This is a genomic window from Ruminococcus flavefaciens (assembly GCF_900119075.1).
Lineage (GTDB): Bacteria > Bacillota > Clostridia > Oscillospirales > Ruminococcaceae > Ruminococcus > Ruminococcus flavefaciens_Q.
Map to the genome: position 1 here is coordinate 527,590 of NZ_FPIP01000001.1, position 17,601 is coordinate 545,190.

General features: G+C 42.3%; 17 protein-coding genes and 1 other RNA gene. 8 read left to right on the top strand and 10 right to left on the bottom strand.

Translation table 11 applies throughout. From position 1 onward, the window contains the following. Positions 1-133: 133 nt before the first annotated feature. Together BT105_RS02415 and nrdD are read right to left on the bottom strand one after the other, a co-directional pair. Entirely contained in the window at positions 134-685 is a 552-nt protein-coding gene (locus BT105_RS02415) for an NADH peroxidase (protein ID WP_072299231.1), read from the bottom strand. 70 nt (positions 686-755) lie between these two features. Continuing rightward, the gene (gene nrdD / locus BT105_RS02420) at positions 756-1,022 is read right to left on the bottom strand and encodes an anaerobic ribonucleoside-triphosphate reductase (RefSeq protein ID WP_028515631.1); all 267 of its coding nucleotides are present in this window, start codon (positions 1,020-1,022) and stop codon (positions 756-758) included. A gap of 161 nt (positions 1,023-1,183) precedes the next feature. Here nrdD and BT105_RS02425 point away from each other — a divergent pair, with 161 nt between their 5' ends. Both BT105_RS02425 and BT105_RS02430 read left to right on the top strand, forming a co-directional pair. After that, the gene (locus BT105_RS02425) at positions 1,184-1,795 is read left to right on the top strand and encodes a Crp/Fnr family transcriptional regulator (RefSeq protein WP_278289511.1); all 612 of its coding nucleotides are present in this window, start codon (positions 1,184-1,186) and stop codon (positions 1,793-1,795) included. A 101-nt stretch (positions 1,796-1,896) separates the two neighbouring features. After that, positions 1,897-2,760 carry an undecaprenyl-diphosphate phosphatase gene (locus BT105_RS02430; RefSeq protein ID WP_072299233.1) on the top strand — a complete coding sequence of 288 codons (864 nt, stop codon included), beginning with the start codon at positions 1,897-1,899 and terminating at the stop codon, positions 2,758-2,760. Positions 2,761-2,790: 30 nt separating this feature from the next. Here BT105_RS02430 and BT105_RS02435 read toward each other — a convergent pair whose 3' ends face one another. From BT105_RS02435 to BT105_RS02455, 5 genes are all read right to left on the bottom strand, one after another. Further along, on the bottom strand, positions 2,791-3,030 hold the full coding sequence (locus BT105_RS02435) for a YdbC family protein (RefSeq protein ID WP_072299234.1): 240 nt from the start codon (positions 3,028-3,030) through the stop codon (positions 2,791-2,793). A 94-nt stretch (positions 3,031-3,124) separates the two neighbouring features. Beyond that, a complete protein-coding gene (locus BT105_RS02440) occupies positions 3,125-3,427 on the bottom strand; it encodes a hypothetical protein (protein WP_072299235.1) in 303 nt (100 codons plus the stop codon). Positions 3,428-3,907: 480 nt separating this feature from the next. After that, a complete protein-coding gene (locus tag BT105_RS02445; protein WP_072299236.1) occupies positions 3,908-4,600 on the bottom strand; it encodes a GTP pyrophosphokinase in 693 nt (230 codons plus the stop codon). Between the two features lie 21 nt (positions 4,601-4,621). Beyond that, positions 4,622-6,487 (bottom strand): ABC transporter ATP-binding protein, encoded by a 1,866-nt coding sequence (locus tag BT105_RS02450; protein WP_072299237.1) that lies wholly within the window; start codon positions 6,485-6,487, stop codon positions 4,622-4,624. A 20-nt stretch (positions 6,488-6,507) separates the two neighbouring features. Beyond that, complete coding sequence (locus BT105_RS02455) at positions 6,508-7,401, bottom strand: TPM domain-containing protein (RefSeq protein ID WP_072299238.1); 894 nt, start codon at positions 7,399-7,401, stop codon at positions 6,508-6,510. Positions 7,402-7,504: 103 nt separating this feature from the next. Between BT105_RS02455 and BT105_RS02460 the strand changes: the two genes are divergently transcribed. Genes BT105_RS02460 through BT105_RS02470 form a run of 3 tightly spaced genes read left to right on the top strand, consistent with a single transcriptional unit; the run spans position 7,505 to position 9,520 of the window. After that, a complete protein-coding gene (locus tag BT105_RS02460; protein ID WP_072299239.1) occupies positions 7,505-8,326 on the top strand; it encodes a DNA-3-methyladenine glycosylase family protein in 822 nt (273 codons plus the stop codon). Positions 8,327-8,376: 50 nt separating this feature from the next. Beyond that, on the top strand, positions 8,377-8,628 hold the full coding sequence (locus tag BT105_RS02465; protein WP_072299240.1) for a hypothetical protein: 252 nt from the start codon (positions 8,377-8,379) through the stop codon (positions 8,626-8,628). 31 nt (positions 8,629-8,659) lie between these two features. Then, positions 8,660-9,520, top strand: a complete 861-nt coding sequence (locus BT105_RS02470) for an AraC family transcriptional regulator (RefSeq protein ID WP_072299241.1) — start codon at positions 8,660-8,662, stop codon at positions 9,518-9,520. A 34-nt stretch (positions 9,521-9,554) separates the two neighbouring features. On the opposite strand, the gene rnpB is transcribed toward BT105_RS02470, so the two are convergent. The 3 genes from rnpB to BT105_RS02485 form a co-directional block, all read right to left on the bottom strand. After that, positions 9,555-9,901: RNase P RNA component class A (gene rnpB, locus BT105_RS02475), an RNA gene on the bottom strand. Between the two features lie 31 nt (positions 9,902-9,932). Then, entirely contained in the window at positions 9,933-11,396 is a 1,464-nt protein-coding gene (locus tag BT105_RS02480; protein ID WP_072299242.1) for a PH domain-containing protein, read from the bottom strand. Next, a complete protein-coding gene (locus tag BT105_RS02485; RefSeq protein ID WP_072299243.1) occupies positions 11,386-11,838 on the bottom strand; it encodes a PH domain-containing protein in 453 nt (150 codons plus the stop codon). The genes BT105_RS02480 and BT105_RS02485 overlap by 11 nt, the downstream gene beginning before the upstream one ends. 127 nt (positions 11,839-11,965) lie before the next feature. On the opposite strand from BT105_RS02485, the gene BT105_RS02490 reads away from it, so the two are divergent. The 3 genes from BT105_RS02490 to BT105_RS02500 all read left to right on the top strand — a co-directional run bounded on the left by BT105_RS02490 (position 11,966) and on the right by BT105_RS02500 (position 17,588). Continuing rightward, on the top strand, positions 11,966-13,225 hold the full coding sequence (locus BT105_RS02490; RefSeq protein WP_072299244.1) for an alanine/glycine:cation symporter family protein: 1,260 nt from the start codon (positions 11,966-11,968) through the stop codon (positions 13,223-13,225). Between the two features lie 501 nt (positions 13,226-13,726). Then, a complete protein-coding gene (locus BT105_RS02495; protein ID WP_143186525.1) occupies positions 13,727-15,556 on the top strand; it encodes a ribonuclease J in 1,830 nt (609 codons plus the stop codon). A gap of 55 nt (positions 15,557-15,611) precedes the next feature. Continuing rightward, complete coding sequence (locus BT105_RS02500; protein WP_081367764.1) at positions 15,612-17,588, top strand: DHH family phosphoesterase; 1,977 nt, start codon at positions 15,612-15,614, stop codon at positions 17,586-17,588. The last annotated feature ends 13 nt before the right edge of the window (positions 17,589-17,601 follow it).

Sequence of the window (17,601 nt, forward strand, 5' to 3'; positions counted from 1 at the left end):
CCTCACTGTGAAAAAATATTATGAATACATTATATCAAATTAATGTTGCCATTGCAAGGGCTTTAGTTAAAATTATACAAAAAATTCATTTTTATAAAAAAAGCGAGGCATTCGCCTCGCTTTTTATGTATCATTAACCGAAGTATCTCTTGAGAAGTCCTTCAAAAGCCTTGCCGTGACGTGCTTCGTCCTTTGCCATTTCATGAACTGTGTCGTGAATAGCGTCAAGATTAAGCTCCTTAGCTTTCTTTGCAAGCTTCAGCTTGCCCTCTGTAGCGCCGTGCTCAGCTGCAACTCTCTTTTCGAGGTTTTCCTTTGTTGAAGCAGAAACGACCTCTCCAAGAAGCTCTGCAAACTTAGCAGCGTGCTCAGCCTCCTCGTATGCAGCCTTCTCCCAGTAAGCGCCTATCTCGGGATAGCCCTCTCTGTAAGCTACTCTTGCCATTGCAAGATACATACCAACCTCTGTGCACTCTCCACTGAAATTAGCTCTGAGTCCGTCAAGTATCTCCTGGTCTGTTACAGCTTTTGCAACACCGAGCTCATGCTCGCAGGCAAATACAAGCTTGTCGCCTGTTTCCTTTTCGATGAACTTAGAACCAGGAACACCGCACTGTGGACATTTTTCTGGTGGTTCGTTTCCTTCGTGAACGTATCCGCAAACTGGACATACATAAGTTTTCATAATAATTACCTCCATTGTTTTGAATTATTTTTAGTCCGAGCTAAGCTGAAAGCCTTGCGATATGGACATTTTAAACGGAATGCTTTACTCTGTCACGCTCCTCTGCGCGCTTGCCGTTGTTGAAACGGTCGAGTGTACCTACGAGATAGCCTGTGATCCTTCTTATTCTGTCAAACGGCACATCCTGTGCAAAATCGTAGCGGAGATCAACGTATTCACCGTCGGTCTTAACTGTCATGCCAAGAATCTCTCTGTCGCTGTACTTCTTCTTGCCATAGTCGATATAGGCGTTTATCTCGTCCTGTGAGAGCTGTTCGCCAATTACATTGATTTTCATAATATTTTGACCTCCATAAACATAGTATTGACATTTGTCTGAATATATTGTATCATAAAAGGAATCAAAAATCTGTTGCATATGCAACATCAGGAGAGTTTTTTATGTTACCAGAAGATAACGTATTATTTAAAGGTATTGAACGGGATGACTGCCACCGTATGATAAGCTGTTTTAACGCGGATATCAGAAAATTCAAATCAGGAAGCCGAATCATGGATTATTCCGATAATCCCGACAAGCTTGGCATAGTACTGAACGGTACTGCTGTTATGGTCAGGTACGACGCGAACGGAGTACGCTCTATTATGGAATCTCTCGGAGAGCAAAGCGTTTTCGGCGTATATTTTACTTTTACCGCCTCTCAGCGAAGCGGAATCGAAATAGCTGCCGAAACTGATTGCGAGGTCATGTTCGTAAGGCGTTCCGAGATCACAAAAAGATGCGAAAACGCTTGTCAGTGTCATTCGCGAGTAGTTGAGAATCTCCTTGAACTGATGTCGGAAAAGGCAATATCGCTGAATGAACGCATCGAAGTCCTCAGCCAGCGCAGTATTGAGGATAAGCTTATAAGCTGTCTAAGTATAATCGAAGAAAAAACTCCGAAAGGAAAAGCACCGCAGATACCTTTTTCAACTACTGCCCTTTCGGACTATCTCTGCGTCAACAGAAGCGCATTACAGCGCGAGATATCAAGGCTGAAAAAAGCAGGCGTACTTACAATTTCAAAGCGCAAATTCAAATTACAGCATTCTCCTGACCGCGACATTTAAAATAACAATTTCGTCACATCAGAAAATATATGTTGACTTTTCGCTATTGAAGTGATAAACTAATAAATGTTGATTTTTAATTGAAAGGAACAAAACAAACTATGATTTGGGAGATAATCAAAACAATCATTCTCGGTATCGTCGAAGGAATCACGGAATGGCTGCCTATAAGCAGTACGGGACACCTTATTCTTGTAAGCGAATTCCTGAACCTCGATAAATCCGAGGACTTCAAGGAAATGTTCGATGTTGTCATTCAGTTCGGAGCAATAATGGCTGTTGTCGTTATATTTTGGAAAAAGCTTTGGCCATTCGGAAAGAAAAACAATGCTCACCCGTTAAACAAGTCACCTTTCGGTCAGATGATAAAGAAGGATATATTTGAAATGTGGTTCAAGGTGCTTGCGGCCTGCATACCTGCTGCTGGTGTCGGACTTTTTTGCGACGACTGGATAGACGAGCATTTCTACAATCCGTGGACTGTTGCAGTTGCCCTTATCGTATTCGGTATCGCATTTATCGTTGTTGAAAACTGGAACAAAGGCAAAGAACCAAAGATAAAAACTATCTCTGAGCTTACTTTTACTGCGGCTTTGATAATCGGAGGTTTTCAGCTTATCGCAGCTATTTTCCCGGGAACATCACGTTCCGGAGCGACTATAGTAGGCGCCCTGCTTATCGGCATTTCACGTACAGTTGCCGCTGAATTCACATTCTATCTTGCAATTCCTGTTATGTTCGGTGCAAGCCTGCTCAAGCTTGTAAAATTCGGCTTTGATTTCACAGGAAGCGAACTTGCTGTTCTTCTTGTTGGCTGTGTAGTTTCATTCCTTGTATCATTATTTGTCATCAAATTCCTTATGGATTACATCAAAAAGCATGATTTCAAGGTGTTCGGCTGGTATCGAATAATACTCGGTGCACTTGTACTTATTTATTTTGGTGCAAAAGCGCTTATTAAATGATAAAAGGCAGCTCAATGAGCTGCCTTTTTATTATGCTTCGTCAAATGAATCAAGATCGATACCTGCAAGAAGTTCCTTGAGCTCTGCAAGCTCATCGGCTGTAAGAGTAACGCCCTTGCCCATTCTTGAATGATCAGGTGCCCACTCGCGTATATCATATTTAGGCTCATGCTCATTCCAGCTTACCATGTTAAGCTCCTTTGTCCATCCCTTTGCGTTTTCGGAAAGAACGCCTATCTTTTCTGTAATTTCATATTTAAGCTCTGCCATTGTCAGTTCTCCTTTCAAAATTTGGCTGTTTACCATTCAATTTAGTATTATAACATAAAACATAATAAAAAGCAACAGCCACGGAGAAAAAAATTCAAATAGATACTCTCAGGAAATCAAGTGCCTTTGTGTAAAGCTGTCTCGGGCGGCATCTTTCGGATATCAGAGCCTCTGCAAAAGCTACAGCGTCCTCTATATTTCGTGAAAAATCAGGAATACTTTCCTTTTCACCGCTTTTTCTGTCGATCACCTCTATTCCGTATGTAATAAATTCATCGCCGTACATGAAAAGCCTGCCGCTGAGAACTCTGTACGCTACTTTATTATCACCGAAAATCTCCATATATACGGTCTTGTCACGTACCTCATGTGTTACTCTTTTTACTATCCCGAACATATTTATGCTCCTTTCGTTTTCTGTTCCGTCATAAGACAATACTATTATAACATCGACAAAGCGCATTGTGAACGGGTGTTTTTTTGTAAAACAGAAAGCATTAAGCGGCATTTTGACGAAAAAACTCGCCCATAGATGTGAAACTCATATAAAAGTTTTATGCTTATTATTGCGAGAACCCCTTTTGAAAAAGGGGCCCTCTGACGGAGGACGTCCCCTCTGTCACTGCGTGACATCTCCCCGCACTGCGGGGAGTCACTCTCAAACTCTCTCCCTAAAACTTTCAGTTTTATTTTTTCTCAAATAGGGCTCGCTCTGTATTATTACAGGGCTTTTTTATTTTGGGCGAGCCCTATTGAGAAAAAATCAGCTAAAAAGTCTTTGGAAAGGGGGGCGGGGGAAAGCCTTTCTTCAGAAAGGTTTCCTCCGATAAAAAGTATGACCTGCTATATAAGTATCACATTTAAGGCAAGCTTTTTACTATTCCATATCATTTATCTGCATATAAATTCTCTGCATTTGTATGTCTGTCTGCGCAATCCGCTCGGCACATTCCCGAAGTTCCTCAGATATCTCGGGAGTAATCTCGGAAGACGTCTTGTATTTTAGCTGATGCTCCAGACTTGCCCAGAAATCCATAGCAATAGTCCTTATCTGTATCTCAACGGGAGCGTATTCCTTATGAGTTGACAGATAAACAGGTACATTCAGTATCATATGATAGCTCCTGTAGCCGCTTGGCTTGGGATTTTTTATATAATCCTTACGCTTTATGACTGTAAAATCATCGCGCCTGCTCAGCATTTCAACTATAGCATAAATATCCGATATATAATAGCACGTCACGCGGATACCCGCAAGGTCAAGAAGATTCTTCCTTGCAGCGTCGGTAGAAATAGGAAGCCCCTTTTTCTGAAGCTTCCCTATTATAGATTGAGGAGATTTCAGTCTGCTTTCAATATTATGGATAGGATTACGCTGGAATTTCACGCTGAATTCGTTATCAAGTATGTTAAGGTGAGTCCTTACAACCTCGATAGCCGAGTCATAAAGGTGCTGTAACTGCAAAAAATCATAGAAAACATGAGAAAACATCTCTTTCATAGATTCGCTGTTGTCGTTAAGTGCCGGAAGATTGTCAAATGCTTCTATAATGAAGTCCGTTTCGCTCATATGTATCCTTCCTTTCTGTCTTTAGGCTGTGTGATCCTCACCCTCGGTATATTCAAAGCGCTCATTACCGTTTTCGGCTTTGCTGAACTGTGTCTTATAAAGCTCAGAGTAAACGCCGCCTTTATTAACAAGCTCACTGTGAGTGCCTCTTTCTGATATTACGCCATCTTTTATGACAAGTATCTCATCTGCGGCAAGAATAGTCGAGAGTCTGTGCGCTATGAGAATACTTGTTCTTGAAGATATAAGCGGCTCTATAGCGTCCTGTATCTTCTGCTCCGAGATAGAGTCAAGTGCAGATGTAGCCTCGTCAAATATCATAAGTGCAGGATCCTTAAGCAGCACACGAGCTATGGAAATACGCTGTTTTTCACCGCCCGAGAGCTTCAGTCCTCGGTTTCCCACTACGGTATCCAGACCTTTTTCCTGCTTTCCGATAAATTCGTAGATATTTGCCTGCTTGCAGGCTTCGATAAGCTCCTGCTCTGTTGCATCAGGCTTTGCATAAAGCAGATTTTCACGGATAGTTCCGTTAAACAGATATGTTTCCTGACTTACTATTCCTATATGACTGCGCAGGTACGCAAGGTCAAGCTTTCGCACGTCGATTCCGTCGAACAGAACACTTCCTGCCGTGACATCGTAAAGTCTTGGGATAAGATTTACAAGAGTGCTCTTTCCTGAGCCCGACGGTCCTACAACAGCTATGCACTTTCCGCTTTCAAGGGTAAAATTGATATCACTGAGTATCTGACGCTCCTTATCGTAATAGAAGCCCACATTTTTGAACTCCACCTCACCTTCAGGCTCTTTGTCAGGAGTTACAGCATCAGGAGCGTTCTCAATCTCAACAGGCATATCGAAATACTCGAAAATTCTTGTAAACATAGCCATAGAGCGTATCCAGTCAACCTGTATGTTAAGAAGCTGATTCACAGGACCGTACATTCTTCCGAGAAGTGCTACAAGGACAGTGATATCGCCCACAGTAAGGTCTGAATCGTATTTCATCATCAGAATACCGCCTGCAAGATAAATAAGCATAGGACCAATGCTTGAAAAAGTCGTAAGTGCAACTCTGAACCAGCGTCCTGCCATACCCTCGCGGATATTCAGCTTTATCATCTTGCGGTTGACGTTCTCATATTTCTCATATTCGGCCTTTTCCATGCCAAAAAGCTTTACAAGAAGCTGACCGCTGACAGACATTGTTTCATTGAGTATGCCGTTTATCTCGTCACTGCAAGCCTGAGACTCCTTGGTTATGGACCAGCGAGTCTTTCCTGCACTTCTTGTAGGAATTGCAAAAAGAGGTACCACAAGTATGCCGACTATTGCAAGTATCCAGTTCTGTCGAAACATAACTATCATTGCAACGATAAGAGTTATGGAGTTTGACAGGATGCTTGTAAGCGTATTGGTGATTATCTGCTGAACTCCCGATATATCACTGGTCATTCGTGTTATGATATCGCCCTGATTATTGGTTGTGAAGAATCTCTGGGACATCTTCTGCAAGTGGGCGTACATCTTGTTTCGCATATCATAGGTTATATGCTGAGCTATCCATGTGTTCATATAGCTTTCCAGCACACCTATGAGATTTGCTCCGAGAGTTACCGCAAGAGACATAACAATAAAGAATATAAGCTTCTTTAAACTTCTGCCGATAAGTCCCTCGTCGATTATCTTGCCTGTGAGCACAGAAGGAAGAAGGGTAAGTGTAGACGAAATGATTATAGCTGCAAGAACTAACAGCATTTGTTTCCAATAAGGCTTTAAATATGAAAATATCCTCTTCAGCAGCTCTTTGGTAACTTTCGGGCGGTTCTTCTTTTCTTCTTCGGTAAGATAGCCCATTCCGCGCGGTCCGCCAACAGGAGGCATAAGTATCAACTCCTTAAAAATTATTCCTTTTTATCTGAAGCTGCTTTTCCGTCCATTGCTTCAACTATCTTGTTTACAGCGCCGTAATAGTCTTCTTTTGCAGTAAGCTCGTTTGCTTCTTTAAGCGCTGTATCAAGCGCCTTCGGCAGCTTTTTATCGGAATAAGCTAATATCTTTTTGCTTTTGGTATCTATCATCAGCATAATTCCGTCTCTGTCTATGTATTTGCGTTTATAATACGTCTTTAATATCTCTTCGTTAGGAGTAGACGAGTTATTCTTTGAAGCTAAAAGCGTTATATCCTCCTTGCATGAAGCAAGTGCCTTTTCCAGAGTTTTGGACTGTTCATACTCAAAAAGCTGAACATTATCCGCTACATGAGCAGGACAAAGCTCGCCCAGCTGCAAAAGACGCATGATACCCTTTCGGTAATCTCCGCTCATAAATTCCTTTGTAGCCCAGTAAACAGCGTTTTCCTGCTCCTTATCGCTTATATTGGTAAAACAGTTACCTGTTTTGAAGACAATATCTTCATTTGTGGCGTTATTGATAAGAATTATCAGACCGCTGCCCTTTGCTTCATAAATATCGGCAAATGCATCAGCAGCATAATCGTAGGGAGATTTATCCCCCAGGTCATTTACAGTCAGAACTGCCGCATTTATAAGCTTTTCACTATAAAGCCAGCCTGCGTAGTCATTGCAGGCTTTTACAGCCTCGGGACTCAATATACCTGCCTTATCAAATACATAAGTTCCCTCAGCCGCTCTTACCTCACGCTCTGTAAAGGGCTGACTTGTTGTTTCAACTTTGCTTTTTGGCACGTAATAAGTTGTACTGCTCTTTTTCGAGCAGCTGCATATTGTAAGTCCGATAGCAGCCGCAAAAACTGCTGCGGATAAAAATTTTTTCAAAAAAATCATTCCTTACTCTTGTAATTACTATTATATTTTAGTATAATTTAATAGAAAAATCAAGTACAACCGTTCAACAAATTTCAAAAAAAGGAGTTGTAATATGGATTATCGCGTACAAGGCAGAGATATTATCGTACATGAGCCAGATCTTGACCTCGATGAAACTCTTGACTGCGGACAGGCTTTCCGCTGGAAAAAGATATCGTCGGACTATGAATGCACATATGAGGGCTTTTTTATAAATGATAAGCTTATGATATCTCAGGAAAGCAAGGGCAATTTCATTTTTCACAACACATCTGAAAACGATTTTGTCTCAAAATGGATAAGATATTTCGACTTTGAGACAGATTATTCTGAACTGAAGCGCTGTTTCTCTGAAGACGAAACACTTTCAAAAGCCTGCAAATTCGCTCAGGGCATACGCTTGTTGAGACAGGACAGCTGGGAGTGCCTTATTTCCTTTATTATTTCCCAGAATAATAATATCCCGAGAATAAAAGGAATAATCGACCGTCTATGCGAACATTATCACGGTAAATTTCCTGAGTCCAAGCAGTTATGCTGTGAAACCGAAGAAAGCCTTGCATATCTCAGAAGCGGCTTCCGTGCAAAATACATCTTAGACGCCGCAAGCAAAACTTCATGCAGTGAAATATCCCTTGATAAAATAGCAATCATGCCTATAGACGAGGCACGTACCGCTCTGAAACAGATAAAGGGGGTCGGACCAAAGGTCGCAGAATGTGTGCTTCTTTTCGGAATGTACAGAACAGAAGCCTTTCCGATCGATGTATGGATCAAGCGAGTTCTTGCGCAGTACTACCCCAATGGATTCCCTGAATTTGCCAGAGAAAAAGGCGGTATTGCTCAGCAGTACCTTTTCCATTACATAAGAAGCATTGCCAAACAGGGCGAATAAATCGTCGAAAGCCGTCAATACTCCCAATAAATCAATATTGAGGAGATTCTATGGTTAAAGGCGTTAATAAGAGTATAATCGAGATAAATAATCCCGACAGTATCTATTTTGAGAAGGCAGTTTTGTATGTCAGACCAAACGTCACTGTTTTTCCTGAAGCTGTCAGACGAAATGAGGCTGAAAGACTTCTTAACAGACTGCTCCCTGATAAAAAAACAGGAAAAGGCGGACGGATAAGAAAGTATATCATTTCTTCCCTGATCATAGCTTTATGCCTGCTGATATTATTATTAATGGGATGATTTAAACATCTTCAAGTAAAGGAGTCCGAGTATGGAACATCATGAAAAGAAATTCAGAAACAAGCTTTCAAAAAGAATAATATCCACGCCGACTCCTGCCGCTAAAAGCGCTTTTTTCTATATACAGGAGGCAGGCTGTACCATGAAAGAGGACGCTTATGCCGTACATCGCCGCGAACTTGACCTCTTCCTTATTGGTGCTGTTGTCAGCGGACGGGGCGAACTTACTGTCGGTGATGAAACGATCTCTCTTGTCAAAGGAGATTGTTTTTTCGTTGACTGCCGCGATCCGCATTCCTATAAAAGCTCGGAATCCGAGCCGTGGGAGCTGATGTGGATACACTTTAATGGCAGTACTTCTCAGCAGTACTATGACTTCTTTGCTTCAAATTCAAAATATACGTTCAGACCGCCTTTTTTTGATAAGATAGTTTCGGATATAGGCAAAATAATCGGGCTTTACGAGGAAAACGAGCCTAATGCAGAGATTTATACATCAAAATATATCGTTGACCTGCTTACTATTTCCCTGACAGTCAATAACAGTGAGCAGCAATACGATTCCGCGTTAAAACAGAAGCTTGCCGCTGTAAACAGCTACATAGAAGACCATTTCACCGAGGATATCTCACTTGAAAAGCTTTCATCGGAGTTTTACATAAGCAAATACTATCTTACCAGAGAATATAAGCATATCTACGGAAAAACTATCTTCCAGCATATAATAACTGCACGTATCAACTACGGAAAGAAGCTTCTGCGCTTTTCGGATAAATCCGTTGAAGAAATAGCTCATCTTTGCGGCTTCAACGACCAGAGCTATTTTGCAAGACAATTCAAAAAATCCGAAAATCTCACCTGTTTTTCTTACAGAAAGATGTGGCGAGACTGAATATATAACAAAAAAGAGAGCATAAGCTCTCTTTTTTATGACCAGACCGATAAGCCGAGTTCTGTCGTGTGCGGTAATTTATCTACGCTTACCGTCGCCGGTAAGCTCAAGCCGTCATTACCTGTTATCCGCCGAGCCGACGTTAAGATAACAGGCACCAATAGACGTTGCATCGGATAGGGTTTACATAGCAGTACTGTCTCCAGTACTCTGGTGAGCTCTTACCTCGCCTTTCCACCATCACCGCCATAAAGACGGCAGTATATCTCTGTTGCACTTGCCCTAAGGTCGCCCTCGGCTGCCGTTAGCAGCTACCCTGCTCTATGATGCTCGGACTTTCCTCGTAAACTAAAACGTTTCCGCTACCGCATAGTCTGCTCATTTGATATAATACCATTTTTTTGCGAAAAAGTCAAGTTTCAACCTTTTCACCAAGCTTATAGCCGAGCAAATCGGCTATTTTTCTTACATCAGCAGCTTTCATAGCCTTTATCTTGAAGCGTCTGTGCTCCTCGCCCTCGAACCATATGCTCATGGCACATCTGCCGCTCATTGCCTGCAAAAGATTCTGTTCAAGCTCTATCTTGACTATCTTTTCACGCTCTGAAACCACAGTATGGAAACGAGTCCAGGCGGAACAGCGTATCATTATTTTGTCGTCGTAAAGGGCGACTCCGCTTGTAAGAAGCGCTACAAACTTCACGATTATGAACCATACCGCAGGTATCTCAAGCATGACAGCCACGAAGAAAGACAGCTCCGAAAAGCGCGGAAACAGCTTTGCAAGCCAGTCGTGGGAGGGTATTATCAGCGAAGCCACAACAAGCGGGATAAGCAGGTATGAACCGATACCTGCCGGCTGAGCGCTGTAATCGTTCTTTATGCCGCTGTAAATGCCGATGACCTGCAAATTGCTGCCAAGCCGCTTTTCCAGCTTGACAGGCAGAAGCACGGGAAGTCTGTTCTTTGAAGAACCATAGCCTGCACAGCTTATGTTGACCGCAACCGCCTTGAACAGCTTCATTATCAGATTCTGGCGAAGGTCTGTATAATTTATATGAGAATTCTTTATCCTGTATTCCTTTCTGTCGAAGATACCGTAGGCAACTTTCATGCAGTTCTTATCACAGTCAATGCTGAACCTGCCGTATCTGAAAAGATTTACAAGAAAAGACAAAAACCACGAGGCGATAAAGAATACACCTACAAAAATTGCCGCTGTAGGTATCTTTAATACCAGCTTTTCAGTAAGCTTTGCTGTCTCTGTGGTCAAAATATTCAAGGAACGGCTGATGATATCATAGGCTATATCTCCGCCCTTGAAGAAGAATGTAGCAAGGTAGATAGTTCCCGAAAAACCGCTGGAAAAGAAAACTGAAAAAAGCAATACCGAAAGCGATGTAGGCTGCGGTATGCCGTTTATCTTTTCGTTTTCATTTATATCGGGCATATACTTCATTATGGCATTTCGTGTTTTTTTGCTCACAAGAAGCTTTAAGTCCACGGTCTTGAATATGCCTGCACGGGTATCACACCTGAACCGCATAGCTCTGAAAGGAGCCATATAAAAAGGTCTTTCAATGGTAACGGAGCTTACGTTCTTAAACGGTATATAGGTGTTTACACGAACGAATACTCCGTCACGATGTACAAGTTCCTGCTGTGTGAAATCAATTCGCGAAAAGAACCAGCGCACAAAACCAAATATAATGATAGCTCCAAGAACAGCTATGTCGAACCATGCGCCCTTTACCCAGCTGTAGAGCCAGTTTTTATCAAAATGATAGGTGTAGACTCCGCGAAGCAAAGGAAAAATAAGGAGCCATATGTTCTTTGCCGAGTATTTCAGTATTTTCAGAGGGTGTTCATGGTACATACCTGTCCCCCTTTACACTTATGCTGCCCGAAAGCTTTATTATCTCCTTGGCATCGGATTGTTTAAGGAAAAGCAGTCTAAGCTGTCCGCCGTAAACGAAGAATATTATGAAATTGAATCCCGTATACTGAGAAAAAGGGCTGCTAATGATTGTTGTATACTGGATAGAGGAATAACGTACAGATTGATGTACTTTAATAAAAACGCCGCTGCTTTTCATAACTTCCGTTTCAGTGGCAGTGTATTTTATGGAAGAAAAATACAGAGGGAGATGAATGAACATTTCAAAACAGCCAATGGAAACGGCTGAGATCATTATGATAAATACTATTTTATCTACGAGAATAAAATATTTAGCCGCAAAAATGATAATAACGACTGCTGCGGTTATTAAAATCCTCAACGTTGACAGACAGTGCCTGTCAGGTACATACTGCTTCATTCTCAGCCCCCTCTCGCATTAAGATCAAGTTTTCTCAATGGTTTCTCTTTATTATATCACAAATACAATTTATTGTAAAACAAAAATTAAAAACAAATTGTAAACTTTGCAAGGAGTATAAGGTGATATGCTGGAAAAGATCAATTCTCTCGTATGGGGCGGCTTTCTCATTTCTCTTCTTCTGACAACAGGAATAATATATACGTTAAAACTCCGTTTTATACAGTTCAAGATGTTCCCCTATTTTATAAAAAGCTTGAAAAATAGAAGACATAAAGGTCAGTTCCGCACGATTTGTATGTCTCTGGGGACTGCAATGGGAACTGGAAATATCACGGGCGTAGCTTCTGCAATATCGATAGGCGGTGCAGGAGCTGTTTTCTGGATGTGGGTTTCAGCCTTTTTCGGAATGGCTACTGTATACGCTGAAAACAGTATTTCCGCAGAATTTACTGACAAAAACATTCGCGGAACTATGGCTTACATAGAAAAAGGACTTGGTAGTAAGCGTTTAGCTGCTTTTTTTGCACTTTGCTGTATTCTTGCCTGCTTGGGCATGGGAGGAATGGTCCAGATAAACGCTCTTTCGGAAAGTGTGAGAAATTGCAGTGAAATACCTGAATTTTTTCTATCTGTAACACTTTTCGCCATTATATTGGCAATAATCAGCGGCGGAGCAAAGCGGATCGGCTCTGCCGCACAGCTTCTTCTGCCATTTGCAACAGTGCTTTATACAGTACTTTGCATTGTCGTGATAGCTAAATACAGCGTCAGACTGCCTTCTGTTTTATCTCAAATCTTTAGCGAAGCTTTCGGCATAAGGCAAGCCGCAGGAGGAATATCAGGCTATACGCTATCAAAAGCTGTTTCAGCAGGCATACGCAGGGGTGTTTTTTCAAATGAAGCAGGTCTGGGAAGCTCCCCTATACTTCACAGCACCTCCGAAAGTGCTAACTGCGGCGTTATACAGGGCATGAGCAGTATGCTTGAGGTCTTTATTGACACAATGCTCTGTTGTACACTGACAGCCGCAGTTATTCTATGCGCTTCAGATGACAATACTGTCAGAACAGCCTTTTTCCGAGTAATTGGATCAAAAACCGATTTTTTTCTCGCAGTGATAATGTCTGTTTTTGCATTGTGCACCGTTATAGGCTGGTATTACTGCGGTGAAACTGCTTTTAAATATCTTTTCAAAAGCAGAAAAACTGCCATATTCGCTTTTGTTTTCTCTTTGACTGCTTCACTCGGAGCAATATTCAAGGCTGAAAGCATATGGACTATATCCGACATTTTTAACGGATTAATGGCTTTCCCGAACCTTCTGGCGCTTCTCCTCCTGAGAAAAACGTCAGACGCGAATAAAAGTACGCTCCTGCGCCAATAAATAGAATGTGACCTTTTGATATCGAATGACATATTTCACTATACAATAAATTCAACTCTCAGTAAAAATTTATTGATTTTGCATAATGTTGTATTAGTCACACTTTTACTCTTGACAGCCGTCATCTGATTATGTATAATTATAGTTGAATAGTTATGCTTGGCAAATTATGCCAAAATGATTTTTTTAAGGCTTTTATGGCGAAAAATCGTCATTAAGATATAAGACCGCAAGGCGATATACGGTCAACAGCTTCGGGATAATAATGTTATCAGGTCACATATACCAACAGGTTTGGCTCAAATTCAAAGAGCTTGTACGTTTGCCTGCTTGATGTGGTCAGTATTTTTATCGCTATTTTGATGATAACATTGTATTTTACATTTATGTTAATATTGATTAATTTTTACACAATGTAATATTCCGGAGCTTTTTTACATATCATACAGACCTTCACACCGTTCATGTGAAAGTCTTCCCTATTTTTGAAAGTGAGGTCATATAGTGAACGAAAAAGAAAAAAACAACGCAAAGAAGTCTGCGGCTCCTAAGAGGACATACAGAAGAAGAACTTCTCCAAAGGAAAAGCCTGCAAAGGATACTGCTGTAAAGGCTGATACCTCTGCTCCCGCAAAGACAAGGACGAGAACAAGACAGCCCAAGGAAGTAAAAAAGACTCCCGTAAAGATAATCCCTCTCGGTGGACTTAACGAGATCGGCAAGAACATGACCGTATTCGAGTGCTCAAACGATATGTTCATTCTCGACTGCGGACTTGCCTTCCCTGACGCTGATATGCCGGGCGTCGATATTGTTATCCCCGATTTTACCTATGTTGAGCGCAACAAGGAAAAGGTAAGAGGTATCGTTATCACCCACGGTCATGAGGACCATATCGGCGGACTTGCTTATCTGCTCAAAAAGATAAACGTTCCTGTTTACGCTACAAGGCTTACTATCGGACTTATCGAGGGCAAGCTCAAGGAACAGGGACTCTACGGAAAGGTTAATCTCAACATCGTTGAGCCAAAAAAGACTGTAAAAATGGGCTGTATGGCTGTTGAGTTCATCAAGGTGAACCACTCTATCCCTGATTCGGTAGGTATGGCTATCCATACTCCAGCAGGTGTAATCGTTCATACAGGCGATTTCAAGGTTGATTACTCCCCTATTGACGGCAAAATAATTGACCTTGCACGTTTCGGTGAGCTTGGAAGCCGAGGTGTTCTCGCTCTTATGGCTGACTCCACAAACGCTGAGCGCCCAGGATATACTCATTCAGAGAGAACTGTCGGAGACTCCTTCGACAAGCTTTTCCAGAAGGGCGAGGGCAAGCGTATAATCATCGCTACCTTTTCATCTAACATACACCGTGTTCAGCAGATAGTGAACTGCGCCGCAAGATATGGCCGTAAGGTCGCTGTATTCGGCAGAAGCATGGTTAATGTTATAAATACGGCTATTGAGCTTGGATATCTTGACGCACCAGACGGAATATTCATTGACATTGAAATGATGAACCGCTATGCAAGCGAGCAGATAGTTCTTATAACCACAGGAAGTCAGGGCGAGCCGATGTCAGCTCTTACCAGAATGGCTATGAATGACCACAAAAAGGTCAATATCACCCCTATGGACTTCATTATCATCTCTGCAACTCCTATCCCCGGCAATGAGAAATTTGTTACCAGAGTAGTAAACGAGCTTATGAAATCAGGAGCTGAGGTAGTTTACGAGGCTATGTACGAGGTACACGTTTCGGGACACGCTTGTCAGGAAGAGCTTAAACTCATGCAGTCACTTACAAAGCCAAAGTTCTTTATCCCTGTTCACGGCGAGTACAAGCACCTGAAAAAACACGCAGACCTTGCGCTCCAGCTCGGAATGCCAAAGGATAATGTTATAATCGCTGAAATAGGCAATGTCATCGAAACTGACGGCAGCACTATGAAGGTCGTTTCACAGGTGCCTGCAGGACGAGTTCTCGTGGACGGTCTTGGCGTAGGCGATGTTGGTTCAATAGTGCTCCGTGATAGAAAGCATCTTGCTCAGGACGGTCTCATCATTATCGTTATCGGTATCGAGAGAAGCAGCAACGAGATAGTTGCAGGTCCTGATATCATATCACGCGGATTTGTTTATGTCCGCGAATCGGAGGAACTCATGGACGAAGCAAAGGGACTTCTCACTGATACCCTTGCTAACTGCTCCGCAAGTGAGCTCAGAGAATGGAATTCACTTAAAGGCAAGCTTCGTGACGCGCTTTCTGACTATATTTACCAGAAAACTAAGCGCAGTCCTATGATACTGCCTATTATCATGGAAACATGATAGGCTGTGCCTGAGTCTTAACGCTCAGGCAGGCATATCCGAAAGGAGCTTAAAGTTGAAAAAGAAATTTCCGGCAGTTCTGATGATGCTCCATGTTTTGGTACTTGGAGTCCTTATCCCGACGTATCTGCTGATAGACCGCAAAAACACAGTACTAAATGCACTGATACTATCCGTGGTCGCACTTATATTAATTTGTGTTATCTATACTATAATATATTCCAAGAACTCAATGCGGCGCATTTCTAAAATGAATCAGCACCTTGAAAGCTCCGCCGCTGAATTTATGAATTCGCTCCCCGCTCCTGTGGCAGTTATCGACGAAAGCAGACAATTTGTCTGGTATAATCAGATATTCGCCGAAAAAATAGGTCTCGGTCAGGACGTATACGGACTTGAGCTTGAGGGCTTCGTCAAAATAGACATGAATATGCTTTTAAAGGACGGCTCGGCTATATGTCCCATGAACGGCTCGATATATAATGTCACAGCCGAAAAGTTCGACAAGAACGATATGTCCTTCCTTGTTCTGTATTTCCACGACGATACAAGCTACTATACCGTCAAGAAGCGAATGGACGAATCTCGTCCTAATGTTGTTATAATAAATATCGATAATTATGACGATATCATGCAGAATGCAAAGGAAAGCGAAAAGGCTCAGGCTTCCGTTGAGACGGAAAAGCTCATTGAAAACTTTATGAGCAAGACCAACGGATTTATAAAAAAGACCTCGTCCAATACTTTCTTTGCAATTCTTGAAAATCATCATGTAAACGAGATAATCGACAACAAGTTCAAGATACTTGACGCAGCAAGAAATATCAAGATATCAGGCAAGTATTCCCTCACTTTCTCCATAGGTGTAGGTCAGGGAGCGACTTCTCTTGCAGAAAGCGAAAAATTTGCCCGTCAGTGCCTTGATATGGCTCTCGGACGCGGCGGCGATCAGGCTGTAGTAAAGACTGACAACGGCTACCGCTTCTTCGGAGGCGTATCAAACGGCGTCGAGAAGCGTTCACGCTCCAAAACGCGAATTATCGCTAACGCTCTTCAGGATCTTATAATGAACAGCGACAAGATATTCATTATGGGACATAGATTCGGCGATCTTGACTCTGTAGGCGCCGCCTGCGGTCTTGCAGGAGCTATCTCACTTGTGGGCAAGCCTGTTTATATAGCTGTTGACAGGACTAAGAACCTTGCCGCTAACCTTATTGACATTGTTGATGAGGAAACTGAGGGCGAATTGTTCATAACTCCCTCTGAGGCTGAAGGCATGATCGCTCAGAATGACCTGCTCATTATCGTCGATACCCATAACAAGGATTATGTTGAGAGCAGAACCCTCTATGAAAATGCAAAGAATGTGGTAGTTATCGACCACCACAGAAAGAATGTCAACTTCATAGACAATGCCGTTATCTTCCATCATGAGCCGTATGCTTCGTCAGCTTCGGAAATGGTCACAGAGCTTCTTGAATACTTCAATTACGACGGTGACGAAAAGCTCAGAAACTGTCACGCTGACGCTCTCCTTGCAGGTATCATGCTTGATACAAAGAATTTTGTTATGCGTACAGGCGTCAGAACATTTGAAGCAGCAGCTTTCCTTAGAAAACTGGGAGCTGACACAGTTGCCGTAAAGCTTCTGTTCTCCAATTCAATCGATTCATACAGGAGAAAAACTCAGATTGTGGCATCTGCGAAGATACATAACAACTGTGCTATCGCCGCCGCTGATTTCAAGTCAGACGATATACGGCTTGTAGCTCCGCAGGCTGCTGACGAGCTCCTTGGCATAACTGATGTAGACGCATCATTTGTTATCTACAAAACAGGAAACACCCTCAATATCTCAGCTAGATCTCTCGGTGCGCTCAACGTGCAGGTAATTATGGAACAGCTTGGCGGCGGCGGTCATCAGACTATGGCTGCAACACAGCTTGAAGGCACTTCCGTTGAGGACGCTGTAAAATCACTTATATATGCAATAGACGAATGCCGTAAAAATGCGGATAATACTCACTAAGAAAGGTTGGAAT